At 71.7% G+C, this 25418-nt stretch carries 22 protein-coding genes; 19 read left to right on the forward strand and 3 right to left on the reverse strand.

All coding sequences use genetic code 11. The features are described from left to right. Nucleotides 1-215: 215 nt before the first annotated feature. The 5 genes from FLV34_RS29620 to FLV34_RS29640 all read left to right on the forward strand — a co-directional run bounded on the left by FLV34_RS29620 (nt 216) and on the right by FLV34_RS29640 (nt 5940). Nucleotides 216-1517: an ABC transporter substrate-binding protein gene (locus tag FLV34_RS29620; RefSeq protein ID WP_147944660.1), complete on the forward strand. Its 1302-nt coding sequence runs from the start codon at nt 216-218 to the stop codon at nt 1515-1517. 123 nt (nt 1518-1640) lie between these two features. Then, entirely contained in the window at nt 1641-2663 is a 1023-nt protein-coding gene (locus FLV34_RS29625) for a carbohydrate ABC transporter permease (RefSeq protein WP_142649290.1), read from the forward strand. After that, nucleotides 2656-3480: a carbohydrate ABC transporter permease gene (locus FLV34_RS29630; protein WP_142649289.1), complete on the forward strand. Its 825-nt coding sequence runs from the start codon at nt 2656-2658 to the stop codon at nt 3478-3480. The genes FLV34_RS29625 and FLV34_RS29630 overlap by 8 nt, the downstream gene beginning before the upstream one ends. Beyond that, entirely contained in the window at nt 3477-4865 is a 1389-nt protein-coding gene (locus tag FLV34_RS29635; protein WP_261985954.1) for a GH1 family beta-glucosidase, read from the forward strand. The genes FLV34_RS29630 and FLV34_RS29635 overlap by 4 nt, the downstream gene beginning before the upstream one ends. Nucleotides 4866-4944: 79 nt before the next feature. Then, nucleotides 4945-5940 (forward strand): LacI family DNA-binding transcriptional regulator, encoded by a 996-nt coding sequence (locus FLV34_RS29640; protein ID WP_142649288.1) that lies wholly within the window; start codon nt 4945-4947, stop codon nt 5938-5940. Nucleotides 5941-6027: 87 nt separating this feature from the next. Here FLV34_RS29640 and FLV34_RS29645 read toward each other — a convergent pair whose 3' ends face one another. Beyond that, on the reverse strand, nt 6028-7059 hold the full coding sequence (locus tag FLV34_RS29645) for a LacI family DNA-binding transcriptional regulator (protein WP_222709667.1): 1032 nt from the start codon (nt 7057-7059) through the stop codon (nt 6028-6030). 198 nt (nt 7060-7257) lie between these two features. On the opposite strand from FLV34_RS29645, the gene FLV34_RS29650 reads away from it, so the two are divergent. Genes FLV34_RS29650 through hydA form a run of 14 tightly spaced genes read left to right on the forward strand, consistent with a single transcriptional unit; the run spans nt 7258 to nt 23805 of the window. Further along, nucleotides 7258-8223 carry a dihydrodipicolinate synthase family protein gene (locus FLV34_RS29650; protein WP_142649287.1) on the forward strand — a complete coding sequence of 322 codons (966 nt, stop codon included), beginning with the start codon at nt 7258-7260 and terminating at the stop codon, nt 8221-8223. Beyond that, a complete protein-coding gene (locus tag FLV34_RS29655; RefSeq protein WP_147944662.1) occupies nt 8220-8513 on the forward strand; it encodes a (2Fe-2S)-binding protein in 294 nt (97 codons plus the stop codon). Before FLV34_RS29650 ends, FLV34_RS29655 begins: the two co-directional genes overlap by 4 nt. Next, nucleotides 8503-10014 carry an FAD-dependent oxidoreductase gene (locus FLV34_RS29660; protein WP_142649285.1) on the forward strand — a complete coding sequence of 504 codons (1512 nt, stop codon included), beginning with the start codon at nt 8503-8505 and terminating at the stop codon, nt 10012-10014. Before FLV34_RS29655 ends, FLV34_RS29660 begins: the two co-directional genes overlap by 11 nt. Continuing rightward, on the forward strand, nt 10011-11225 hold the full coding sequence (locus FLV34_RS29665; protein WP_147944663.1) for an FAD-binding oxidoreductase: 1215 nt from the start codon (nt 10011-10013) through the stop codon (nt 11223-11225). Before FLV34_RS29660 ends, FLV34_RS29665 begins: the two co-directional genes overlap by 4 nt. Further along, on the forward strand, nt 11219-12550 hold the full coding sequence (locus FLV34_RS29670; protein WP_142649283.1) for an amidohydrolase family protein: 1332 nt from the start codon (nt 11219-11221) through the stop codon (nt 12548-12550). The genes FLV34_RS29665 and FLV34_RS29670 overlap by 7 nt, the downstream gene beginning before the upstream one ends. 58 nt (nt 12551-12608) lie before the next feature. Continuing rightward, complete coding sequence (locus FLV34_RS29675; protein WP_142649282.1) at nt 12609-14705, forward strand: hydantoinase/oxoprolinase family protein; 2097 nt, start codon at nt 12609-12611, stop codon at nt 14703-14705. Continuing rightward, entirely contained in the window at nt 14702-16450 is a 1749-nt protein-coding gene (locus tag FLV34_RS29680) for a hydantoinase B/oxoprolinase family protein (RefSeq protein ID WP_142649281.1), read from the forward strand. The genes FLV34_RS29675 and FLV34_RS29680 overlap by 4 nt, the downstream gene beginning before the upstream one ends. Before the next feature lie 7 nt (nt 16451-16457). Continuing rightward, the gene (locus FLV34_RS29685; protein ID WP_147944664.1) at nt 16458-18086 is read left to right on the forward strand and encodes an ABC transporter substrate-binding protein; all 1629 of its coding nucleotides are present in this window, start codon (nt 16458-16460) and stop codon (nt 18084-18086) included. Nucleotides 18087-18128: 42 nt separating this feature from the next. Next, entirely contained in the window at nt 18129-19208 is a 1080-nt protein-coding gene (locus FLV34_RS29690) for an ABC transporter permease (protein ID WP_142649279.1), read from the forward strand. Further along, entirely contained in the window at nt 19205-20128 is a 924-nt protein-coding gene (locus FLV34_RS29695; protein ID WP_222709668.1) for an ABC transporter permease, read from the forward strand. Before FLV34_RS29690 ends, FLV34_RS29695 begins: the two co-directional genes overlap by 4 nt. Further along, nucleotides 20125-21009 carry an ABC transporter ATP-binding protein gene (locus tag FLV34_RS29700; RefSeq protein WP_142649278.1) on the forward strand — a complete coding sequence of 295 codons (885 nt, stop codon included), beginning with the start codon at nt 20125-20127 and terminating at the stop codon, nt 21007-21009. Before FLV34_RS29695 ends, FLV34_RS29700 begins: the two co-directional genes overlap by 4 nt. Further along, the gene (locus FLV34_RS29705) at nt 21006-21842 is read left to right on the forward strand and encodes an ATP-binding cassette domain-containing protein (RefSeq protein WP_142649277.1); all 837 of its coding nucleotides are present in this window, start codon (nt 21006-21008) and stop codon (nt 21840-21842) included. Before FLV34_RS29700 ends, FLV34_RS29705 begins: the two co-directional genes overlap by 4 nt. A 47-nt stretch (nt 21843-21889) precedes the next feature. Then, nucleotides 21890-22279, forward strand: coding sequence for a gamma-glutamylcyclotransferase (locus tag FLV34_RS29710; protein WP_147944665.1), 390 nt, complete (start codon nt 21890-21892; stop codon nt 22277-22279). A gap of 59 nt (nt 22280-22338) precedes the next feature. Further along, nucleotides 22339-23805: a dihydropyrimidinase gene (gene hydA, locus FLV34_RS29715; RefSeq protein WP_147944682.1), complete on the forward strand. Its 1467-nt coding sequence runs from the start codon at nt 22339-22341 to the stop codon at nt 23803-23805. A 19-nt stretch (nt 23806-23824) separates the two neighbouring features. On the opposite strand, the gene FLV34_RS29720 is transcribed toward hydA, so the two are convergent. Together FLV34_RS29720 and FLV34_RS29725 are read right to left on the reverse strand one after the other, a co-directional pair. Further along, entirely contained in the window at nt 23825-25021 is a 1197-nt protein-coding gene (locus tag FLV34_RS29720) for a hypothetical protein (protein ID WP_142649275.1), read from the reverse strand. 2 nt (nt 25022-25023) lie between these two features. Then, nucleotides 25024-25410 (reverse strand): Rid family detoxifying hydrolase, encoded by a 387-nt coding sequence (locus tag FLV34_RS29725; RefSeq protein ID WP_142649274.1) that lies wholly within the window; start codon nt 25408-25410, stop codon nt 25024-25026. Nucleotides 25411-25418 lie beyond the last annotated feature (8 nt).

Consider the following 25418-nt stretch of genomic DNA (forward strand, 5'->3'; position numbering starts at 1 on the left):
ACGCTTTCTCATCCATCCCGGGGAGCATGCCCGGCACCGGACGGCCGTCTTCCTGCGCCGATAGCCATGGGAGCGCTTCCACCAGGTGTAACACCATCCTCAGATAACGGGAATCGTTACTGATCCAGCCCTTGACGCCCTCACGAGCGACTCCCAATCTTGTGCGAGAGCGCTCTCTTCATGATCAATTAAATGCGGGAACCCAAGGAGGGTTCATGGGCACTCCCCACGCGGGCCGCCGGATGGTCCGGTTCGTCGCCCCCATGCTCGCCGCCTCCCTGCTCACGCTCACGGCGTGCGGCGGGGGCGGGTCCGGCTCCACGACCAGCGGCGGCCAGTCCACGGAGAAGATCAAGCTCAGCGTCGGGCTCTTCGGCGACTTCGGCTTCAAGCCGCTCTACGAGGAGTTCAGGAAGACTCACCCGAACGTCGAGATCGAGGAGCGCCAGGCGGCGTACGCCGACCACCACACGAACCTCGCCGCGCACCTGGCCACCGGCGCGGGCGCCGCCGACGTCGAGGCGATCGAGGTGGGCTACATCAGCCAGTTCACCTCGCAGCCGGACAAGTTCCACGACCTGCGGCAATACGGCCTCGACAAGCGGCAGGGCGAGTATCTCGACTGGAAGTGGCAGCAGGGCCTCGCCCCCAACGGCGCGCTCGTCGGCCTCGGCACCGACGTCGGCGGCCTGGCCATGTGCTACCGCACCGACCTGTTCGAGAAGGCCGGGCTGCCGAGCGAGCGCGACGAGGTGTCGGCCCTGTGGCCCACCTGGGAGCAGTACATCGAGACCGGCAGGAAGTTCGCCGCCAAGGCGCCCAAGGACGCGAAGTTCTTCGACGGCCCCGGCGAGATCTTCCGGGCCATCATCGCCCAGGCCCCTGTCGGCGTGTACGACGCGCAGGACAACGTGGTCGTCGCCACCAACCCCGACGTGAAGAAGGCGTGGGACCTGTCGGTCCAGATGATCGACGCCGGCCTGTCCGCCGAGATCGGCGCGTTCACGCCGGAGTGGAACACCGGCTTCGCCAAGGGCTCGTTCGCGACCGTGATCTGCCCCGCCTGGATGACGGCGTACATCCAGGACCAGGCCAAGAACGCGGCCGGCAAGTGGGACATCGCCACCGTGCCCGGCGGCGCGGGCAACTCGGGCGGCTCCCATCTCACGGTGCCGAAGCAGAGCAAGCACCCCAAGGAGGCCGCCGAGCTGATCGACTTCCTGACCTCGGCGCAGAACCAGGCCGCGGTGTTCAAGGCGATCGGCAACTTCCCGTCGATCCCGTCGCTGTACGACCAGCCGGACATCCAGAACTTCACGAAGGACTTCTTCAACGACGCCCCCGTCGGCAGGATCTACTCCGACGCCGCGAAGAACCTCAAGCCGCAGCACCTCGGCCCCCGCGAGGGCGACGTGCGTACGGCCATCGGCAACGGCATCGGCCGGGTCGAGCAGGGCAAGCAGTCGCCCGACGAGGCGTGGGCCCAGGTCCTCAAGGACGTGGAAGGCATCAAGTAGTCCGTCGCAGGCGGGGCCCCAGTCGACCGGATCAGCGACCGGCTCAGCGACCGGCGATCGGCTCAGGCGATCCGATCCGCTCGGGTTGTCGGCGCCGGGGCCCCGTCCAGAGGAGGATCTCCCATGGCATCACCCCCGGGCGGGTCCCTGCGGACCGCGGCGCCCTCCCCCGGCGGCCCACCGGCCGCCTCGCCCGCCCCGGCGCGCGCGCGAGCGGCGTCGGGCCGGGGCTCCACGCTGCACCGGCTCGATCTGCACGTCTCGCCGTACGCGTACGTCGCGCCGTTCTTCCTGCTCTTCGCGGCCTTCGGCGTCTTCCCGCTCGTCTACACGGCCTGGGTGTCGCTGCACGACTGGAACCTGCTGAGCAGCGACAACCCCTTCGTCGGCCTGGACAACTACGCGGCGCTGTTCGCCGACGGCTACTTCTGGAACGCGGCGTTCAACACGCTGTCGATCGGCGTGCTGTCCGCCGTGCCCCAGCTGCTGCTCGCGCTCGTGCTGGCGCACCTGCTGAACCGGCCGCTGCGGGCACAGACGCTGTTTCGCATCACGCTCCTGCTGCCCAACGTGACCAGCGTCGTGGCCGTGGTCGTCATCTTCAGCCAGCTCTTCGGGCGCGACTTCGGGCTGGTCAACATGGTGCTCGACTGGCTCGGGGCCGGCCGGATCGACTGGCAGGCGGGCGTGGCCTCCTCGCACGTCGCCATCGCCGTCATGATCATGTGGCGGTGGACCGGCTACAACGCGCTCATCTACCTCGCCGCCATGCAGGCCGTGCCCAGGGAGATCTACGAGGCGGCGACCCTCGACGGCGCGTCCAGCCTCAGGCAGCTGTGGGGCATCACGCTCCCGATGATCCGGCCGACCGTCGTCTTCACGGTCATCGTCACCACGATCGGGTCGATGCAGATCATCGCCGAGCCGCTGCTGTTCGGCGCGCAGGTCAGCAACGGCGCGGCGGTCACGGGCGGCACCGACCGCCAGTTCCAGACCCTGGCCCTCTACCTGTACGAGAAGGGCTTCCGCAGCTTCGAGTTCGGCTACGCCTCGGCGGCGGCCTGGGTGATGTTCCTGCTCGTGGTCGTGGTCGTGGGCGTCAACTATCTCGTCGTACGGCGCATGCGTGGAGGACTCGATGCTTAGGTCGCTGCGCGCTCGTCCGCTCACCTATCTGACCCTGGTGGCGGTGGCGTTCTTCTCGGCGTTCCCCGTCTACTGGAGCGTGGTCGTCGCCTCGCACGACAACGCGGCGCTGGCCGAGGTGCCGCCGCCGCTGCTGCCGGGCGGCAACTTCTTCGCCAACGTGCGGCGGGTCTTCGACACCGCGCCGTTCGCGCTGGCGCTGCTCAACTCGTTCGTCGTCGCGGGGACGATCACCGTGTCGGTGATGTTCTTCTCGACCCTGGCCGGCTTCGCGTTCGCCAAGCTGCGCTTCCGCGGCCGCAACATGCTGCTGCTGATGACGGTCGTGACGATGATGGTCCCGGCGCAGCTCGGCATCATCCCGCTCTACATGCTGATGATCAAGCTGGAGTGGACCGGCACGATGTACGCCGTGATCGTCCCCGCGCTGGTCAACGCGTTCGGCGTGTTCTTCATGACGCAGTATCTGAGCCGCGCGCTGCCGACCGAGTTGCTGGAGGCGGGCCGTATCGACGGGTGCAGCACGGCCCGGCTGTTCTGGCACGTCGTGATCCCGGCCGCCCGGCCGGCCGCGGCGGTGCTCGGCATGCTCACGTTCATGACGGCGTGGAACGACTACTTCTGGCCGCTGGTGGTGCTCACACCCGACAATCCGACCGTGCAGGTGGCGCTGTCGCAGCTCGCCAGCGGCTACGTGCGCGACTTCACGCTCGGCCTCACGGGCACGGCGGTGGCGACCCTGCCGCTGGTGCTCGTCTTCGTCCTGCTCGGCAAACAGATCATCGGAGGGATCATGCAGGGAGCTGTGAAGGGATGACGGCGACGACCACGGCCACTCGGGGGACCGGATCGTCGACGATGATCTTCCCTGACGGCTTCGTCTGGGGCGCCGCCACCGCGGCCTACCAGATCGAGGGCGCCGCCGCCGAGGACGGCAGGGGCCCCTCGATCTGGGACACCTTCTCCAGGGTCCCGGGCAACGTCGCCGACGGCCACACCGGCGACGTCGCCTGCGACCACTATCACCGCTATGCCGAGGACGTACGGCTCATGGCCGGTCTGGGCCTGGCGGCCTACCGGTTCTCGGTGGCCTGGCCGCGCGTCCTGCCCACCGGGGCGGGGCAGGTCAACGCCGCGGGTCTCGGCTTCTACGACCGCCTCGTGGACGAGCTGCTCGCCCACGGCATCAGGCCGTACCCGACGCTGTATCACTGGGATTTGCCGCAGGCGCTGGAGGACGCCGGCGGCTGGGCAACGCGGGACACGGCGCAGCGCTTCGCCGACTTCGCCGCCGTCGTGCACGAGCGGCTCGGCGACCGCGTCCGCACCTGGACGACGCTGAACGAGCCGTGGGTGGCCGCCTTCCTCGGTTACTGCTCCGGCGTCCACGCCCCAGGCAGGCGCGACCCGGCCGCCGCGTTCCGCGCCGCACACCACCTGCTGCCCGCTCACGGCCTGGCGGCGCGGGCCCTGCGCGCGGCCGGGGCCGCCGAGATCGCGCTCACCCTCAACCTCTCTCCCGTGATCCAGACGGACGGCCACGAGGAGGCCGCATTCGTGGACGCGCTGCTGAACCGGCAGTTCCTCGACCCGGCGCTGCGGGGGCGCTACCCGGAGGAGGTGCTGGAGATCGCCGCCCGCCACGGCGGCCTCGGCCACATCCGGGACGGCGACCTGGCCGTCGTCCACCAGCCGATCGACCTGCTCGGCATCAACTACTACAACCCGTCCTTCGTGTCGGCCGCGCCCGGCGAGCCGGCGAACCCCGCCTTCCCCGGCACCGAGGGCATCCGGTTCGAGCCGCCGACCGGCCCGACGACCGCGATGGACTGGCCCATCGAGCCGTCCGGCCTCAACACCCTGCTCGTACGGCTGTCGCGCGACTATCCCGAGGTCGGGCTGCTCGTCACGGAGAACGGCGCGGCCTTCGACGACCACCTCACGGGTGACGAGGTGCACGACGACGACCGGATCGGCTACCTCGACGGCCACCTGCGGGCGGCACACGCCGCGATCTCCGCCGGTGCGGACCTGAGGGGTTATCTCGTATGGTCGCTCCTGGACAACTTCGAGTGGGCCTACGGCTATCACAAGAGGTTCGGCATCGTGTACATCGACTTCGAGACCCAGCGACGCGTTCCCAAGGACAGCGCGCTGTGGTATCGAGACGTCATCGAACGCAACGGGCTGGGGAGTGCCTGACGACCACTGCCCGTCGTGAGCGGCCCCCGGACCGCGCGCGGCGCGGCGTGACTCGCCGGGCACGGCGAAGGGGGACTGCATGAAACGACCCACTCTGGAGGCGGTAGCGGCGCGGGCGGGAGTGTCCCGCGCCACCGTCTCCCGGGTCGTCAACGGGCAGATGACGGTGACACCGCAGATCAGGGATGCGGTGATGCGCGCCGTCGACGAGCTGGGATACGTCCCCAACTCGGCGGCGCGCAGCCTCGTCACCCAGCGGACCGACTCGATCGCGCTGGTCGTGTCGGAGCCGCCGACCAGGGTCTTCTCGGAGGACCCGATGTTCTCCACGGTCATCCGCTCGGCCAGCGTGGAGCTCGAGGCCGCCGACAAGCAGGTCGTGCTCATGCTCGGCGGCTCGGCCCAGAGCCACGCGAGGATCGAGCGCTACATCGCCAGCGGCCACGTCGACGGGGTCATGCTGATCTCGATGCACGGCGCCGACCCGCTGCCCTCGGCCGTCGCGCGGATGGGCGTCCCCGTCGTCTCGTACGGCAGGCCGCCCGTGCCGGTGCCCCTGCCGTACGTGGACAACGACAACGTGGGCGGCGCGGAGAAGGCGGTGCGCCACCTGCTGGACGGCGGACGGCGGCGCATCGCCACGATCGCCGGGCCGCAGGACATGATCGGCGGTCAGGACCGGCTCAAGGGTTATCGCGACGCGCTGCGCGAGTCCGACCGGCGGTCGATCGTCGCCGTCGGCGACTTCACCCGTGAGTCCGGCGCCGTCGCCATGCGCCACCTGCTGCAGGACGACCCGGACCTCGACGCCGTCTTCGTCGCCAACGACCTCATGGCCATCGGGGCGCTGCAGACCCTGCGCCAGGCGGGCCGCCGGGTGCCCGACGACGTGGCCGTGGTCGGGTTCGACGACATCGAGGCGGCCCGCTACACCGAGCCCCCGCTGACCACGATCAGGCAGCCGGTCATCGAACAGGCCGCCGCGATGGTCCGGCTGCTGCTCGGCCTGTTCAAGGGCGGCCCGGCCGACCCGGTGATCCTCCCCACCGAGCTCGTCGTCCGCGAGTCCGCCTGAGCCCACAAGACGCCTGAGCCCACGAGACGCCTGAGCCCACGAGACGCCTGAGCCCACGAGACGCCTGAGCCCACGAGACGCCTGAGCTCACGAGACGACGGGGGCGCACGACTCCCGCCTGACGAGCTGGGCCCCGACGCGGTAGGTGCGGCCCGCGCGTCCGTTCGCGGAATCCGACGCCGGGCCGTCGCCGCGCTCGATCTGCTGCAGCAACAGGTCCATGGCGAGCTCACCGAGCTCCCGGGCGCCGTTGTCGACCACCGTGATCGCCGGCTGCCAGCAGCGCAGCCAGGGCATGTCCTCGTGACAGATCAGCGACAGGTCGTCGGGAAGGCGAACCCCGGCGTTGACCAGCGCCGGGAGGACGCCGAACACCGCCTCGTGGTTCGCCGCGAACAGCGCCGTCATCCGAGGCTCGCGATCCAGCAACCGGACGACCGCCTCGGTGCCGAAGCCCGGGTCGAACGGGCCTCGCTCGACGAGCCCCTCGTCGACCGCGATCCCCCGCTCGACAAGCGCCTGCTCATAGCCGGCGAACCGTTCCCGTCCGGAGTTGGTCGTGAGCACGCCGCCGATGAAGCCGATGCGTTCGTGGCCGAGGTCGAGCAGGTGGCGCGTGGCCTCGTACGCGCCCTCCCTATCGGAGGCGAGCACTGACGGGGCCGCGCTGTCGGCGGCCGCGCGGATGACGTTCACCACCCCCACCCCGTTCGACAGCAGGGTGTTGGACGTGGCGGCGTTCTTGCCCGTGCCGATCACGATGAGTCCGTCGACGCCGTGGGAGGCGAGCACGCGCAGGAACGACTCCTCGCGCCCGGCGTCGCTGTCGGTGATGCACAGCATCACCTGGTAACCCTCCGTGGCCGCCCGGCGCTGCACCACCTCGACGATCGTGTGGAACGAAGCGTTGATCAGGTTGTTGAGGACGATGCCGATGAGGTGCGACTGCTTCGACCGCAGGGCGCTGGCGATCCGGTTGGGCTCGTAACCCAGCCTGCGCGCCGCCTCGACCACGGCGGTCCGCGTCTGCGGCGAGATCAGCGGACTGCCGCTCAAGGCACGCGAAGCCGTGCTCCTGGACACCCCGGCCTCGGCCGCGACGTCCTTCAAGGTGATCAATAGAGTGCTCCGTTCCTGGGATCGATCCCATGCGATGACCATTGTGCCAAACCGGAACGCCGCCGATCGCACGTTTCCCGAGAAAACCTTCTGGGTTAAAACCTCATTTCGGGTCTTGACCAAAACCGTAGTCTTGATGGAACGTAGTGCAACCGATCCCACAGCAGGGGTCACGAGTGGACACACCGGGGACGTTTCATGGATCGCGACGACGTCGACTGGCACGGTTACTGGCCGGCCGCTCCCACTCCCTTCACCTCCTCCGGTGAGCTGGACGAGGACGCGCTGCGCGCGCTGCTGCGGCTCTACGTCCGTCAGGGCGTGCACGGCGTGCTGGTCAACGGGAGCACCGGCGAGTGGTTCAGCCAGAGCCCCGCGGAGCGCAGGCGTGTCGCCGAGATCGCGGCGTCCGAGCTGTCCGGCCGGATCCCCGTGGTCGTCGGGGTCACCGCCTACACCGCCGCCGAGGCCGCCGAGCTCGCACGGCACGCCGAAGCCGCCGGGGCCGACGGCGTGCTCGCCACGCCGCCGCCGTACGCGCACCTCGGAGCGGCCGAGATCCACGCCTTCTACGCCGAGGTCAGCACGGCGACGGAGCTGCCGTTCATGGTCTACAACTGGCCGCGCGGAGTCGCCGTCGACATCTCGGCGCACCCCGGGCTGGCGGAGCGCCTCGCCGATCTCGATCGGGTGGTGGCCATCAAGGACAGCACCGGCGACTGGCTGCGGATGCTGGGGACGGTCGAGGCCGTCGCCGACCGCGTCCGCGTCTTCGGCAGCTTCCTGCACCGGCGCGGCCTCGCCGTGCTGATGGAGATCGGCGGCGACGGCAACATCGACGGCGGGGGCATCGGCGCACCGTTCGCCGTCCCCTTCTACGAGGCCGTGCGCAAGGGCGACCGCGAGACCGCGCGCGTCTGGGCCGACCGGTACGCGGCGCTCTCCTCGCGGCTGATCAACCCCGACTACAGCGGCGTCTACGCCTCGCCGATCTCCCAGCTCAAGGCGGCCATGGCGATCCTCGGCCAGCCCGGCGGGCACGTACGGCCGCCGCTCCTGGAGATCGCCGACGACGACGTGATCAGCGCCATCGGCGCCGTGCTGCGGGAGTCCGGGCTGGTGAGCGCCCTGGAGGCGGAGGACGGAACGGAGGCGCGGCGATGACACGGACCGGGACGGGCACACCTCCGCGGACCGCGACGATCACGGTGGACGGGCGTCCGCTCACCGTCGTGGACGGCGTCAGCGTCGCGGCCGCCCTCGTCGGCGACGGCCGTTGGACGCTGCGCCGCAACCCCGTCAGCGGGGAGCCCCGCGGGCCCTTCTGCGGGATGGGGGTGTGCCTGGAGTGCGAGGTGACGATCGACGACCGGGCGGGAGTGCGTGCCTGCCTGACCCGGGTGCGTCCCGGTATGCGGGTCGGCACCGGCGGAGGCGACGACGGTGACCGCTGATCATTGGAACGAGCCATCCGGCGCCCCCGAGACGGTGACCAGGGACGTCCTGATCGTGGGCGGCGGGCCGGCCGGGCTCAGCGCGGCCGAGCGGCTCGCGGCGGCCGGGCTCACCGTGACCCTCGTCGACGAGCAGCCCGAGCTCGGCGGGCAGTACTACCGCAGGCCCGCGCCCGCGGTCGCCGAGCGGTGGGGAGACCACCGGCCCGAAGGCGGCGCGCTCGTCGAACGGGTGCGCGCGGCAGGGGCCGAGTGCCGGACGAGGCACACCGTCTGGGGCGTGGACGACGACGGGCGCACCCTTCTCGCGGTGGACGGGGAAGGACGTCCCGTCCGGCTGCGCGGGCGTTACCTGATCATCGCGACCGGCGCCTACGAGCGGGTCCTGCCCTTCCCCGGCTGGCAGCTTCCCGGGGTCGCCACCCCCGGTTTCGCGCAGCACCTCGCCGCGAGCGAGCACACGCCGATCGGTGAGCGGGTCCTTGTGGCGGGATCGGGCCCGTTCCTGCTTCCGGTCGCCTGCTCCCTCGTCGATCTCGGGGTGACCGTCGTCGGCGTCGCCGAGGCCGGCACGCCGTACCGGCCCCGGCCCGCGGCGCTCGGCGCGCTGCGTCACCCGGCACGCCTGCGCGAGCTGGCCGGGTACGTCACGCGACTGGCCCGCGCCCGGGTGCCGATCTGGCAGGGCCACTCCGTGGTCCGCGCCGAGGGGACCGACAGGGTCTCCTCGGTCACGGTCGCCGCCGTCGGCGACCCGGCGGCGGCACGCACCTTCCTCGTCGACGCGCTCTGCGTCGGGTACGGCTTCCGTCCCCAGACCGATCTGGCCCGCATGCTCGGGTGCGACGTGCGCACCGACGCCGTGACCGGCGACGCCACGCCGGTCACGGACCCGCGCGGGCGAACCTCGCGACCCGGCGTCTACGTGATCGGAGAGGCCGCCGGCATCGGCGGCGCGCCCACCGCCCGCGCCCGCGGCCTGCTCGCGGCCTTCGACATCCTCATCCGGGAGGGCCGTCCCCCGGCGCGGCGCGACCTGCTCCGGGCGGGCGCCGCGCTACGCGGCCTGGCCCGCTTCACCGAGCTCACCGGGCGGCTCTTCCCGAGCCCGGCCCGGCTGACGTCCTCCCTGGTCCCCCCGCTCCCCGGCGACACGATGATCTGCCGCTGCGAGGCCGTGACCGCGCGTGAGATCCGGGCCGTGGCCGGGGAGGCCGAAGTCCCCGCCCCTGTGGATGTGAACGCGGTCAAGGCGCGCACCCGCGCGGGCATGGGCCCGTGCCAGGGCCGGGAGTGCGGCGTGGCCGTGGCCGCGCTGGTGCGCTCCGTCGCCGGCCGGACCACCGATGCGAACGTCTTCCCGGCGCGCACGCCGATCCGGCCGATCCCGCTCAGGGCGTTGCTCGCCACGGAGACGACCCCGGAGACGACCCCAAAGACGACCCCGGGGGCCTCTCCGGACGCCCTCGGGCCCGCCACCCCCCAGGAGGAACGGCCATGAGCGGCGTGCTGACCGCGGACGCGGTGATCGTGGGAGCCGGCGTGCTCGGCGCCGCCGCGGCTCATCACCTGGCCCGGGCCGGGCACCGGGTCGTGATCCTCGAACGCGGCGCCCCCGGGCGCGAGGGGTCCGGGACCACGGCCGGCAACCTGCACATCCAGGCCGTGCACTCACAGCGGCCCGGGCAGGAGGTGCCGCTCGACAACGCGCGCTTCCTGCCGCTGCAGCGAGCCGCGAGCGAGCGATGGGAAACGCTGGAGGAGGAGCTGGGCGCCTCGGTCGAGTTGCGCCGCAGCGGTGGCTTCACCGTGGCCGAGACCCCCGGGCAGCACGCCGAACTGGTCGAGAAGCACGCGTGGGAGACCGGCGCGGGCATCCCGACCGAGGTCCTCGACGGCGACGCCGCGAGGGCAGCGCTCCCCCAGCTCGGCCCCACCGTGATCGCCGCCACCTGGTGCGCTCTCGACGGCTACGCCAACCCGCTGAAGGTGACCCCGGCCTACCTCTCCTCCGCCGCGCGGAGCGGCGCGCGGACGCATCCGTACTCCCCCGTCCGGCGCATCGACCGCCACCGCGAGGGCTGGCGGGTCACCGCGGGGCGGGACGGCGGGCTTGTCGTGGACACCCCGGTGGTCGTCGACACCGCCGGGCCCTGGCTGGGCCGGGTGGCCGCCATGGCCGGGGCCGCGCTGCGGATGTCGCCGGTCGCGATCCAGATGCACTCCACGGTGCGGCTGCCGCCCATCCTGCCTCACCTGGTGCAACACATCGGTGAGGGCCTGTCGGTCAAACAGGTGGCGGCGGGTAACCTGCTCATCGGCGGCGGCTGGCCCGCCCGGACTCTCGACCTGGAGGGCCGGAGCCTGCCGAGCCTGGCCAGCCTGCACGGCAACGTCCGGCTCGCCGCGCGGGTGCTGCCGTTCCTCGCGGACCTGCGGTTGCTCCGCATGTGGGCCGGGCCGCTCGCGGCCACACCCGACGAGATGCCGCTGATCGGCGAAGTTCCCGGGCTGCCCGGTTTTCTCGTCGCCGGCGGGACCTATGCCTTCACCTTCGCCCCCCTGTGGGGGGAGACGCTCCGTTGTCTCGCGGAGAGCAAGCCACCACCTGTGGACATCGCCGACCTCGGTCCCGGCCGTCTCATGGACCACGCCGACCACCAGGCCGACCACCAGGCCGACCACCAGGAAGAGAGGAACACCCAGTGCTGACAACGCTTCCGAGGAGAAACCTGGTCGCGGCGACGGCCGGCCAGACCAAGGGGCGGCCCGCTTCCGGCACCGTGTGGCTGACCGGCGGGCACGTCGTGGACGTGCGGAACGGCCGGGTGCGGCGCGACACGAACGTGGCGGTCACCGAGGGCCGGATCGAGCGGATCACCGCCGAGGCGCCGCCGCCCGGCGCCACGGAGATCGCGCTGAACGGCCGCTATCTGATGCCGGGCCTGATCTCCGTGCACACCCATCTGTCGGTCGTCTATCCCTTCTCGGCCAACGACGAGGCCGAAAACCCCGGGCTGACCGCCCTCCGGGCGCTGTCCCGCGCCCAGGACGCGCTGTGGGCGGGTGTCACCACCATCCGCTGCGTGCACGAGCAGTCGCGGGCCGACCTGCTGGTCCGTACGGCGGCCCGGGAGGGCTGGGTGGACGCGCCGCGTATCGTCGGTGCGGGCCGGGCGATCTCCACCACGGGTGGTCACGGCAAGGGCGGCGGTTGTTCTTACGCCGACGGGCACGACGCCTTCCTCCGGGCCGCGCGGGAGGAACTGGACGCCGGAGCCGACCACATCAAGATCTTCATTACCGGCGGCATCGCCCATCAGGGCGAATCGTTCGCGGGCGCGCAGATGACGGTGGAGGAGATGCGCGCCGTGGTGCGGGCCGCCGACGAGCACGGCACGTACGTGGTCGCGCACGCGGGGGCCGGGGCCGCCATCAGGGAGGCGATGGCGGCCGGAGTGCGCAGCTATGAGCACGCCTACGACCTCGACGACGCAACGGCCAAGGAGATGGCGGCGCGGCGGGTGTTCCTGACGCCGACGCTGTGCGTCACCCGCTGCCCCGACTGGATGGCCGAGCACGAGTTCACCCCCTGGCAGATCGAGAAGGCGATGGAGACCGGGCCCGGCCACCTCGCCAGCATCCGCCGGGCGATCGCGGCGGGCGTGGCCGATCCGGCGGACCCGGAGGCTCCGGGGATCACCTTCCTGGCCGGGACCGACTACCCGCCGGGCGAGCCCATCGAGGACACGGTGGTGGCCGTACGGGAGATGGAGTTCCTGGCCGAGGCCGGGCTGTCCCCGGCCCAGGCCGTGCGGTCGGGGACCCTCGACGCGGCCCGCCTGGTCGGCCTGGCGGGCGAGGTGGGAGCGGTCGAGGAGGGCCACGTCGCCGACCTCATCGTCACGGAGGCCGACCCGCTGGCCGATGTCTCCGCGCTGCGCCGGATCCCGCTGGTCATGCAGGCCGGACGCGTCGTCCGCGACGACCTGCCGGCGGCCGGCCCAGACGACGGCACGACCGGCGGCGCCTCATGAACCCCCGGCGTCGCGACCGGCGCCCCAGCCACGTTCCCCTGGACAGAAGGAGTCAGGCATGAGTTCCCCCGCCGGCCGTGTTCGGCTCGCCGTGGACATCGGCGGCACGTTCGTCGACGCGCTCGCCTTCGACGAGGCGAACGGCACGCTACGGCTGCACAAGGCCCCCACTACCCCCGACGCCCCGGCCCGGGGCGTGCTCGACGCCGTGGGCGGCCTGATGCCCGCCGGCGACGACGCCCCCGGCGCGGCGCTCACCGAGGTCGAGGCGTTCGTGCACGGCACCACGCTGGGTCTGAACGCGATCCTGCAGCGCCGCGGCGCGGATGTCGGGATCATCACCAACGAGGGCTTCCGCGACCTGCTGGAGATCGCCCGCGCCAACGTGCCCGGGCATTCCATGTACGACTTCTCCTACGCTCCGCCGCCGCCGCTCGTCCCGCGTCGCCGCCGTCTCGGCGTCCCCGGCAGGATCGACGCGCAGGGCCAGGTCGTCGAGGACCTGGACGAGGACGCGGTGCGCGAGGCGGGCCGGATCCTGGTCGAGGAGCAGGGCCTGCGGTCGATCGCCGTGTGCTACCTGCACTCCTACGCCAACCCCGAGCACGAGCGGCGAACCGCCCGGATCCTCCGGGAGGCGTATCCGGACGTGTCGGTGTCGGTGTCCACCGACATCACCCGCGAGTACCGCGAGTACGAACGGACCAGCACGGTCACCCTGGACGCCTACATCCGTCCGGTGCTCAGCGACTACATCGGCACTCTGGAGACGCGGCTCGAGGCGGCCGGGCTGACCCGTCCGCTGCACATCATGCGGTCGGGCGGCGGCGCGATGACCGCGGAGCTGGCCCGCCGGGCGCCGCTCATGACGGTGCTGTCCGGCCCGGCCGGGGGCGTCGTCGGCGCGTCCTATCTGTCCCGCGAGCTGAACGGCAGGAAACTCATCTCGTTCGACGTGGGCGGCACGAGCGTCGACTGCTGCGTGATCGAGAACGGCACGCCGGGCGAGGTCCACGAGGCGTCCATCGACGGGTTCCCGCTGCTCATCCCCATCTTCGACATCCGCACGGTGGGCGCGGGCGGTGGGTCCATCGCCTGGATCGACGAGGGCCTGCTCAAGGTGGGCCCCCACAGCGCGGGCGCGGTGCCGGGCCCCGTGGCGTACGGCGCGGGCGGCACCGAGCCGACCCTCACCGACGCCGCGCTGACCCTCGGCTACCTGGCCCCGGAGGCGTTCCTCGGCGGGGACATGCGGATCGACGCCGACGCCGCGCGCGACGCGATCGCCACGAAGCTGGCCGCGCCGCTCGGCGTGACCGTGACCGAGGCGGCGGCCAGCGTCTTCCGGGTGCTGCTGGCGCGCACGGTGGGCGCGCTCCGCGAGATCACCGTCGAGCGCGCGCTGGACCCGCGCGAGTTCGCGCTGCTCGCCTTCGGCGGCGCCGGGCCGCTGATCGGCCCGATGCTGGCCCGGGAGATGGGCATCGCCGAGGTGATCGTGCCACAGGTGCCGGCGGCGTTCTCGGCCTTCGGAATGCTCATGTCGGATCTGGAGTACGAGTTCGCCACCACCGTGCTGCGGCCGCTGACGGACGAGACACTGGGCGAGCTGGAGCCGGCGTTCGCGGAGCTGGAGACCCAGGGCGACGAGGTGCTGTCCGCACAGGGCGTCAAGCCGGAGGACCGGCTGCTGGTGCGGCGGCTCGACGTCCGCTACAACGGCCAGGAGCACACGCTCCCCATCGACCTGCTCCCCGGCGACACGGCGGCCACCGTGCTCGCCCGGTTCAACGAGCAGCACCGGGCCCGCTACGGCCACGCCATGCCGGACACCGGGCAGATCCTCACCCTGCGGCTGCGCGCGGTGGGCCGGCTCGCCAAACCGAGCCTGCCGGAGCTGCCGGCCGCGCAGACGCCGACGCCGGACCCGTCCGGCGAGCGCCCCGCCTTCGACGTGGCCAGCGGCGAGGTCGTCGCCTTCCCCGTGTACGACAGGGCGACGCTCGGCCCCGGGCACGCCCTGAACGGCCCGGCCATCGTCGAGGAGGGCACCTCCACCACCGTGATCTTCGGCGACCAGCGCCTCGCCGTGGACCCGTACGGCCAGCTCATCGTGACCGCCGCCACCCCCGCGCCCGAGGAGGAAGACCGATGACGACCACCGGACGCCTGGACGGCGCGACGGTCGAAGTGATCCGCAACTACCTGGTGTCGGTGGGCGAGCAGATGCGCCGCACCCTGGTCCGCGCGGCCTTCAACCCGGTCATCTACGAGGTGCTGGACTTCGGCATCTCGCTCTACAACGGCGAGCTCGAACTGATGGCGGAGGCCGCCGGGATCACGCACTTCCTCGGCGCGAACGACTACGCGATCCGCAAGGGCGTGGAGTACGTCGGCCGGGAGAACATGGCGTCCGGCGACGTCTACCTGCTCAACTACCCCTACTGGAGCGGCGCGCACTCCTACGACGCGATGCTGTTCGCCCCGGTCTTCCGTGACGGGAAGGACGGCCCGGCGGCGTACCTCGCGGTGCGGGCGCACTGGATGGACCTGGGCGCCAAGGCTCCGGGATACGTCCTCGACTCCACGGACATGCACCAGGAAGGCCTGATCTTCCCCGGTACGAAGATCGTGAGCCGGGGCGAGCCCGTGCACGACATCCTGGAGCTGGTCCGGTTCAACTCTCGCCTGCCCGACCTGACCATCGGCGACTTCCACGCGCAGCTCGCGGCGCTGCGCACGGGCGAGATCCGGCTCGCGCAGGTGTGGGAGAAGTTCGGCGGGGACACCGTCGACCAGGCCGTACGGCAGATCATCGAGCACGGCGAGCGAGTGTCCCGCAAGGGCGTGGCCGCGCTGCCCGACGGCACCTGGACCGCCGTGGAGTACTGCGACGACGACAGCATCACCGACGACCTGATCCGCATGGAGGTCAAGGTCACCATCGACGGCGACCGCATGATCGTCGACTTCAACGGGTCGGACGGCGCGGTTCTGGGGCCGGTCAACCTTCCGATCGGCTCCACGGAGAGCCTGGCGAAGGCCACATTGAAGGAGCTGACCAGCCCGCACGAGCCGACCAACGCCGGCCACTTCCGCAACCTTGAGGTCAGAGCCGATCCGGGCAATTTCTTCCACGCCGTCTACCCGTCGGCGACGTTCACCCAGTGGAGCGCGATCGTCGCCTTCGAGATGCTGCACAAGGCGCTTGCCGGGGTGATCGCCTCCATTCCGGCGTCGTCGGGCGGTGACGAGCCCGGGTTCATGGCTCTCGGCCACGACCCGCGCACCGGCCGCGACTTCGTGATCAGCAACAACGAGGGCATCGGCTGGGGCGCCACCCGGGACCACGACGGAGCCAACGCCCAGCAGCACCCGTCCCAGAGCGTGGTGCGCAACACCCCGATCGAGGTGCTCGAGCACAAGTCGACGATCTTCCACGAGCGGCTGGAGCTCATCCCCGACTCCGGCGGCGCCGGGAAGTTCCGGGGCGGCGTGGGCGTGCTGCGGCAGGTCCGCTACCTCGCCGACGGCGAGGTCCTGTCGATGAAGAAGAAGAGCAAGACCCGGCCGTGGGCGCTGGACGGCGGCCACGAGCCCGAGCCGAGCGAGATGGTGCTATGGCCGGGCACCGACCGGGCCAAGCGAGTCGGCATGTATCGCGCGGCCATGAAAGCGGGCGACCGCTTCATCAACCGCACGGCCGGCGGGGGCGGCTACGGCAACCCGCTCGACCGCGACCCGGCGGCGGTGGTCGCCGATGTGCTGGACGGCTACGTCACCGCCGAGAGCGCCGAACGGCTGTACGGCGTGATCGTCAACGGGCCGGGCGACTGGCGGCCGACCCCGGCCCGGACCGCCCGCGCCACCGAGGTCTCCAGGCGTACGAAAGAAGGGTAGAAGACCCGTGAACCTCACCCATCCCCCCGTTTCCGGGCCGAAGGCCCGCCCGTTTCGAAACCCGGCTCGTCCGCTGCGGCTGATCTCCGTCGCACTGGCGGGGGCGCTCGCCCTCGCGGCGTGCGGCGGCGGCGCCGACGGCGGGCCGGGCGCCTCCGGCGCTCCGTCCGCCCGCGCGCAGACGCTGGTCATCGCCGAGAACGAGCCGCCCGCCACCTTCGACCCGGTCCAGGCCGACAACTCGACCGTCGACGAGGTCGTCCGGCCCGCCTACGACACCCTGGTGAAGTACGACGACGACAACCGGCTCACCGGGGTCGCCGCCAAGGAGTGGAAGGTCTCCGGCGACGGCACCGCCATCGACGTGACGCTGCGCGACGACATCACCTTCCATGACGGAAGCAAGCTGACCAGCGCCGACGTGCAGTTCACCCTGGACCGCGCCAAGAAGCTCGGCATCGGCGTGGCGTCGCTGGTGACGGCTTACGACAGCACGACCGTCACCGACGACACCCACCTGACGATCAAGCTGAAGCAGGCGTACGCGCCGTTCATGGCCGCACTCACCCGCGTCTACCTGCTCAACTCCACGCTGGTCCAGGCCAACGCCGGCTCCGACGACGGCCAGCAGTGGCTGGCGAACAACGACGCCGGATCGGGGCCGTACAAGCTGGTCTCCTACAGCCCCAACCAGGAGGCCAGGTTCACCCGCCACGACGCCTACTGGGGCGGCTTCACCACCCAGGCCAAGGACCTGGTGTTCCGCTACCTCGCCCAGGCGGCCACGCAGAAGAGCGCCCTGACCAGCGGTGACATCGACATCGCGATGGACATCGACCCCAACGACTGGGCGTCGATGGAGAGCGACCCGAACTTCACGGTCGACAAGGCCGACACCAACGTGCAGCTCTACGTGTTCTTCAAGATGAAGGACTCGCCGGTGGCGAACAAGGCGCTGCGCGAGGCCCTCTCCTACGCCTATGACTACGACCAGCATGTGTCCGCCATCCTCAAGGGCGCGGGCAAGAAGGCCGTCGGCGTGCTGCCCAGCGCGATGAGCTGCTTCGACTCCACCGTCACCCAGCCCGGTCACGACCTGGACAAGGCCAGGAGCATCCTGGCCGGGGCGGGGCTGAGCAACGTGTCGCTCACCATGACCTATCTCAAGGCCACCGCGGAGATGGAGCAGGCGGCGACGCTGCTGCAGTCGGAGCTTTCCAAGATCGGCGTGAACCTGAAGCTCGAGGCGGTCTCCTACCCGCAGTACGTGGACATGCTGAAGAGCAACAAGACCACGCCGGATCTCGGCATGATCTACGCCTTCCCGCCGTACCCCGACCCCGACTCGGTGCTGTACCTGATGTTCGACTCCAGGTTCATCAACAAGGGTCAGAACAACGGGGGCTACGACAACCCGAAGGTCGACGAACTGGTGGAGAAGGCGCAGCGGCTCACCGACGAGGGTCAGCGCTGCGAGCTGTACAAGCAGGCGCAGCACATCATCGCCGACGACTACGCGTCGATCAACCTGTCCAATCCGCAGACCGTCGCGGTCTACCGCAAGGGCGTCACCGGCTTCCGGTACGACCCCTCGCACCACCAGACCGTGGACGTCTACCGCATCAAGGTCGGCTGACCCGGCGGAGCCGGCGGATCACCGTAGAGGGGAGGTGCCCACGTGGCCCGTTTCCTGCTGAGACGACTCGTCACCAGCGTCGTGGTGCTGGCCGGGCTGGCCGTCGTCACGTTCCTGATGACGCAGGTCCTGCCGGGCGACCCCGCCCGCGCCGCGGCCGGGCGCAACGCCACCGTCGAGCAGGTGGCCGCGGTCCGGGTCCGGCTCGGGCTGGACCGGCCGCTGTGGGACCAGTTCCTCGGATACATCGGCCGGCTGCTGCACGGCGACCTGGGCACCTCGGTGTTCACACAGCGTCCCGTGACCGACGACATCGCAGCGGTCCTGCCGTCGTCGGTGGAGCTGGTGCTCGCCGCCATGTCGATCAACATCGTCGTGGCCGTGCCGCTGGGCGTCTACGCCGCCTACCGGCGCGGCCGGGCGGCCGATCTCGCGGCCCGCGTCGTCGCCATGCTGGGCGCCGCCGTGCCGGTCTTCTGGCTGGGCCTCATGCTCCAGCTCGTGCTGTCGGCACGGCTGCGGCTGCTGCCCCTGACCGGCCAGCTCGCCTTCGGCCGGGAGGTCTCCGAGATCACCGGGATGACCACGGTCGACGCCCTGCTCGGCGGCGATCTCCCGGCGTTCGGCGACGCGGTGGCCCATCTGGTGCTGCCCGCGGTGACACTGGCCGCGTCGTTCATCGCCGTGGTCGCGCGCACGGTGCGCTCCTCGATGATCGGGGCGCTCGACTCCGACTACATCACGCTGGCCCGGGCCACCGGCGCGTCGGAGTTCCGGGTCGTGGTGCGGCACGGGCTGCGCAACGCGCTGGTGCCGGCCAGCACCATCCTCGGCATGCAGCTCGGCTGGATGCTGGGCTCCACGGTGCTGGTCGAGTCGATCTTCGGGCGCACCGGCGTCGGGGCGTACGCGGTCAACGCCGTGCTGCAGAACGACCTGTACGCGGTGATCGGCACCGTCCTGGTGATCGGCGTGGTGTTCGTGGCGGCGAACATCGCGGTCGATCTCGTCCAGCTCTGGCTCAACCCGCGGCTCCGGCAGACCGGCGGGGGATCCGCGCCCGCCGGCCCGGGCCCCGTCGCCGGCGCCGAGCCCGTCGCGACTGTGGGAGGCACCCCATGAGCGGGCAGAACGGGCAGAACATGGCATACAGCGAAGCGCCCGCGGGCGTCGCCGCCCGCCTCTCCGGAGGACGGTGGACCCGCGCCGCGCGCCGCGCACCGCGCTCACCGGTGCTGGAGCGTGTGGCGATCGCCGTCGCGGCGCTGATGGTGGTGATCGCCGTCGTCGGGCCGCTGCTGGCGCCGCACGACCCCTACGCCGTCGATCTCGGCAGCGCGCTCCGGGCTCCCTCCGCGGAGCACTGGTTCGGCACCGACGCCAACGGCCGCGACATCCTGAGCCGCGTGCTGTACGGCGCCCGGGTGACGCTGCTCGCCACCGTAGTGGTGATCATCGCCGCGACGTTGATCGGGACTCTGGTGGGCACGGTCGCCGCGCTCGGGGGCCGGGTAGTCGACGAGGTGCTCATGCGCATCTGCGACATCGGCCTGTCCCTGCCCGCGATCATCCTGGCGCTCGGCCTGGCCGCCGCGCTGGGCCAGGGACTCGACTCGGCGGTGATCGCCCTGGCCGCGACGTGGTGGCCGGGCTACGCACGCCTTGTCCGCACGCTGGTGCGGGAGGTGCGAGACGCCGAATATGTGGACGCCGCCCGCATGATCGGGGTCACCCGGGCCCGCCTGGTGTTCCGCCACATCCTGCCGAACGCGCTCGACACCCTGTACGTGCAGACGACGCTGGACGTCGCCGCGGTGATGCTGGTCATCTCCGGCCTGTCCTTCGTCGGCGTGGGCGCGCAGGTGCCGTCCGCCGAGTGGGGCGCGATGATCGCGGCCGCCGCCAACAACCTGACCAACGGCTGGTGGGCCGTCGTCTTCCCCGGTCTCGCGATCATGATCACCGCGATCGCGTTCAACCTGGTCGGCGACTGGCTCCGCGTGCGCAACGACCCGACGATCCGTGAAGGGAAGGCCCGATGAAGCACGCCAAGGCCGCCCTGGACACTCCGTTGCTGGCCATACGCGACCTGCGGGTGAGCTTCCCCGCCCCTGACGGGCCGGTCGAAGTGGTGCACGGGGTCGACCTCGACGTGGCGCGGCGGGAGAAGGTCGCCCTCGTGGGCGAGTCAGGATCGGGCAAGTCGGTCACCGCCCGGTCCGTCCTGCGGCTCGACGCGGACGCGCGGCTCTCCGGACGGATCGAACTGGACGGCACCGACCTGCTCACCCTGCCGCCTCGCCGGATGCGCCAGGTGCGCGGCGCCCGGGTCGGCCTCGTCTTCCAGGATCCGCTGGCCGCGCTCAATCCGGTCATGACCATCGGCTGGCAGATCATCCAGCCGCTGGTCATCCGGGGCGTGTCCAAGCGGGTCGCCCGGCGGCGCGGCGTCGACCTGCTGTCGCGGCTCGGCGTGCGGGACGCGGAGCGCCGCTTCGACGACTACCCGCACGAGTTCTCCGGAGGCATGCGGCAGCGTGTGGTGATCGCCATCGCCGTCATCGCCGAACCCGAGTTGCTCATCGCCGACGAGCCCACCACGGCGCTCGACGTGCGCGTCCAGGCACAGGTGCTGGCACTGCTCAGGGAGCTGGCCGACGAGCGCGGCATGTCGGTGCTGCTGATCACCCACGATCTGGGCATCGTGGCCGGGTTCGCCGACCGGGTCGTGGTGATGCGCCACGGGGAGGCGGTCGAGACGGGACCCGTCGACGACATCTACGCCCGCCCTCGCCACCCCTACACCCGCGCCCTGCTCGCCGCCGTGCCCCGCATCGGCGACGACCCGGCGCGCCCCCTCGCCGTCGTCGACGCCTCCGGCGCTCCGGCCGACGGCGCACACCGGAGGGAGGACGGACGATGACGCGTTCGCCACACGACCCGAACGGCTCCGCCGCGCCGCTGCTCGTGGTCGAGAAGCTGGTCAAGAGCTTCGGCGGGCGGCGCGTCGTCGACGAGGTCTCGTTCGACCTGGCTCCGGGCGAGGTGCTGGGACTCGTCGGCGAGTCCGGTTCCGGCAAGTCCACCACGGCGCGGTGCGTCGCCCGGCTGGTGCGGCCCGACTCCGGGCGGGTGCTGCTCGCCGGTCGCGACGTGCCGGGGGCGGGGCGGCGGGAGCTTCGCGACCTGCGCCGGGACATGCAGATGGTGTTCCAGGACCCGTACTCGTCGCTGAACCCCCGCATGACCGTCGAGGCACTCGTCGGGGAGCCCCTCCTCGTGCACGGGCTGGAGCGGGACCGGCGGCGGCGGCGCGACCGCGTCGTCGAACTGCTGGAGACCGTCGGCATGTCGGCCGCGCATCTGGACCGCCACCCCCGCTCGTTCTCCGGAGGGCAACGGCAGCGCATCGCCATCGCGCGCGCGATCGCGGTCGGCCCCCGGCTCCTGATCTGCGACGAACCCGTCTCGTCGCTGGACGTCTCCGTGCAGGCCCAGGTGCTCAACCTGTTCCGCGATCTCAGGGAGCGTCTGGGCCTGTCGATCCTGTTCATCGCGCACGACCTGGCGGTCGTGCACTACCTGTGCGACCGGGTGGCCGTGATGGAGCACGGCGCGCTGGTCGAGATCGGCACGCGGAGTGAGATCTTCGGCTCACCCCGCCACCCCTACACCCGCGCGCTCCTGGACGCCGTCCCCATCCCGGACCCCGTCGCCGAACGCGCCCGGGCCCGGGGGAACCGGGCGGCGCCGTGACCCCTCCGAAGGCTTACGTCCCGCATCCGCAGAAGGGAGAACAGGCAGTGGAACCGCTGCGCATGTTCGTGAACGGCCAGGCGATGTCGGGGGGCAGCCTCAGCCCCGCGCTGAGCGAGGCCGTGTTCCTGGGCCCCGCGTCCACCGCGCCCCGCTACCGCTTCTACTCCGTCCGCGACGAGTTCCCGGGCCTGCACCCGGTGGCGTCCGGTGGACGCAGCGTCCCCGGCGAGCTGTACGAGGTCAGCTACGAGATCCTGCGCGACCGCCTGCTCCCCGGTGAGCCGCCGGAGCTGGAGCTCGGCGTGATCGAACTGGACGACGGCAGCGGCACGCTGTCGATGCGCATGCGTGCCGAGGCGCTCGGCGCCCCCGGCGTCATCGACATCAGCGACGCCGGCGGCTGGCGGGCCTACCTCACCGGCCGCACCGCGTGACCAGGCCGGAGCCGCGAGGACGACGGCGAGATGATCAGGGAGATGAGACGGTGACCTCGATGTTCCCGGGACGTTCCGGAGCAGGCGCGGACGGCGGGCACGCGCCCGTCGACCTGGTCGTGCGCGGGGGGACGGTGGTGGAGGCCGGATGGTCCGGCCCGGCCGACGTGTTCGTGGCGGAGGGCCGGGTGCTCGCGCTGGCCGAGCCCGGGGCCCCCGCACCAGGCACCCCGGAAGAGATCGACGCGACCGGGCGTCTGGTCATGCCGGGAGGCGTCGACCCCCACTGCCACGTCGGTTTCACCTCCGGCGACTTCACCTCGCTCGACGACTACCTGCAGTGCACGACCGCGGCCGTCTTCGGCGGCACGACCACCATCGTGGACTTCGCGATCCCCCGCCCGGGTCAGGCTCCCGCGGACGCCGCCTACGCGCAGCGCGCCAAGGCGGAGCAGGGCCTGTGCGACAGCGCCCTGCACGCGTGCGTGACCGAGTGGGACGACACCATCCCCGACCAGCTCGGCGCGCTCGTCGCCGACGGCGTCGTCACGGTGAAGATGTTCACGACGTACCGCAACGAGACCATGGCCGACGCGGACACGATTCTGCGCACCATGGCCACCCTGCGCGACCTCGGCGGCATGGTGGTGATCCACTGTGAGGCCAACCACATCATCGAGGACACCCAGGCCCACTGCGCGGCCGATGGGCGAATCGGCGCCGCCGACATGGCCGGCACGCGCCCCGAACTGGCCGAGACGGCGTCGGTGGCCGAGATCCTCGCCATCGCCGAGTCGCAGCGCGCTCCCGTCTACTTCGTGCACCAGTCCACCGCCGAGGCGGTCGAGCTGGTCGCGGCGGCGCGGCGGCGCGGCCTGCGCGCCTACACCGAGTCGGTGGCGCACCACCTCGTGCTCGACGAGACGATGTACGAGGGGGAGCATCCGGAGCGGTTCGTCTGCTGCCCGCCGCTCCGGCCCCGCGACGCCGTGAGCCGTCTCGGGCGGCACCTGTTCACCGGAGAGATCACCACGATCGGCAGCGACCACTGCTGTTACGACACGGCGCAGAAGCGGTCGCGCAGCGGCGACGTACGGGTGATGCCGAACGGCCTGCCGGGTGTGGAGACGCGTCTGCCCGTCGTGTTCTCCGCGTACGTCGCCGGCATGGGCCTGCCCGCGACGCGTTTCGTGGAACTGACCGCCGCCAACCCCGCCCGCGCCAACGGCCTCTATCCCCGCAAGGGCACCCTGCTGCCGGGCGCCGACGCCGACATCGCCATCTGGGACCCCACGACAGAGTGGACGATCACTTCCGGCGACCTGCACATGGCCACCGACTACACCCCCTACGAGGGCATGCGGGTGACGGGACGCCCGGAGACGGTGATGGTCGGGGGCCGGGTCGTCGTGCATGACGGCCGGTTGACCGATGCCACCCCGCATGGACGTCACCTGCCCGCCCGCCGCCTGCACGACCCTGTCGCGCCGGTGAGCCTTCGACGGCCGAGCGCCTTGAGCACCTGACGGGGCCGGTGCGGAGCGTTCAGGCGAGCGCCTCGGTGATGCGGCCGAGCGCCTCGAAGGGCGCCAGGCCGTAGGCGTAGAAGTCGGCGGCCCCGGCCCCCGCCGTACGGGCCGCGCGCACCTTGGCGGCGAGCCGGTCGGCGGAGTCGGTGTCCGGGGCGCCGGGGCGCAGCACGACCCGCAGCTCGGGGTTCTTGCCGACCGAGCGCCGGTATGCCGCCACGTCGTCGGCCACCCGGGCCGGGTCCCTGGCATAGCCGAGCACCGCGAACGACGGGACCAGGTCGCCGAGCGCCACCAGGTCGATCCCGAGCTGCCAGGAGTCGTGCGCGGCCAGGCCGGCGGAGGGCAGCCCGTGGGCGTAGCCCTTGACCGCGCCCGTGCCGTCCAGGAACGTCAGCCGCGCGCCCTCGGCCGTCACCGCCGCCGCGACCTCGCCCACCAGCGAGGTGACGCTCTCGGAGCGGGCCCGTGCGTACGCCACCGCCTCCGGGCCCGCGTACGCCGTCAGCGCGGCCCGCGTGACCTCGCCCTCCGCGGGAGGATCGCCGTCCAGCACGCCCCCGACGATCCTGGCGCACTCCTGCCTGGCGACCTCGGCGTTCACCCCGAGGTCGGCGGCCCGGCGCATGCAGTGGGCGCAGAAGCACAGGCCGAACAGGAAGGCGTCCATCGGGCCGAGCGCCACGAAGCACCGCTCGTAGGCGAACGGCCCGAAGTGCAGCGACTCCGCGACGACCGTGTCCACGCCCTGCCGGGCGACGGCGCGGGCCAGCGCCACCGCGTACGCCCGGACGTCGGGGTGCGAGGGGCACAGGTCGGCCGGGGAGCCGTGGTCGCCGAAGCAGTTCTCCACCGTGATGTCGGGGTGGGCCAGGCCGAGGGTGGCGTTGTTCAGGAACACGGTCCAGCCGTGCAGCCGCATCCCCCGGTCCTCGCAGGCGCGGCGCAGCTCGTCGAGCGGCCGGTCCTGCGCCCCGGGCTGCACGGGCGGGGCCAGGCGCAGCCCGTCGAACAGGTCCTCCGGTGGCGGGAAGTGGACGCCGTCGCGGCGCAGCGTCAGGCGCGACGCGCCGTGCGGGGTCACGTCCCTGGCCTGGTGATAGGCCGCGGCCACCGCGATGCCTCGCACGCCGTACGCCGAGGCCCGGTCGAGCAGCCCCCGCGCGCCCTCGGCGGGCAGGTCCTCGACGAAGACGTACAGGGCGCTGTCCATCGTCAGCGGCCCGCGTACGCCACGAAGTCGATCTCGACGAGGATGTCCATGAGATCGGAGCCCACCGTGGTGCGCACCGGGTAGGGCCGGGTGAAGTAGGACTGGTAGACCTCGTTGAACGCGGCGAAGTCCTCCTTGAGGTTCTGCAGGTGGACCGTCGCCTTCACCACGTCGTCGAACGTCAGGCCGTGGGCCTCCAGCACCGCCCCGAGGTTGCGCATGGTGCGGTGGGTCTGGGCGGCCACGTCCTCGCCCACGACCTCGCCGGTCGCGGGGTCGAGCGGCCCCATGCCGGAGGTGTAGAGGAAGTCGCCCACCACGAGACCCTGGGAGTACGCGCCGACCGGCGCGGCCCCTGCCGTCGTACGGATCTCCTGCTTGCCAGCCATTGTCACCG

This window comes from Microbispora sp. CSR-4, assembly GCF_008033685.1.
Taxonomy (GTDB): Bacteria; Actinomycetota; Actinomycetes; order Streptosporangiales; family Streptosporangiaceae; genus Microbispora.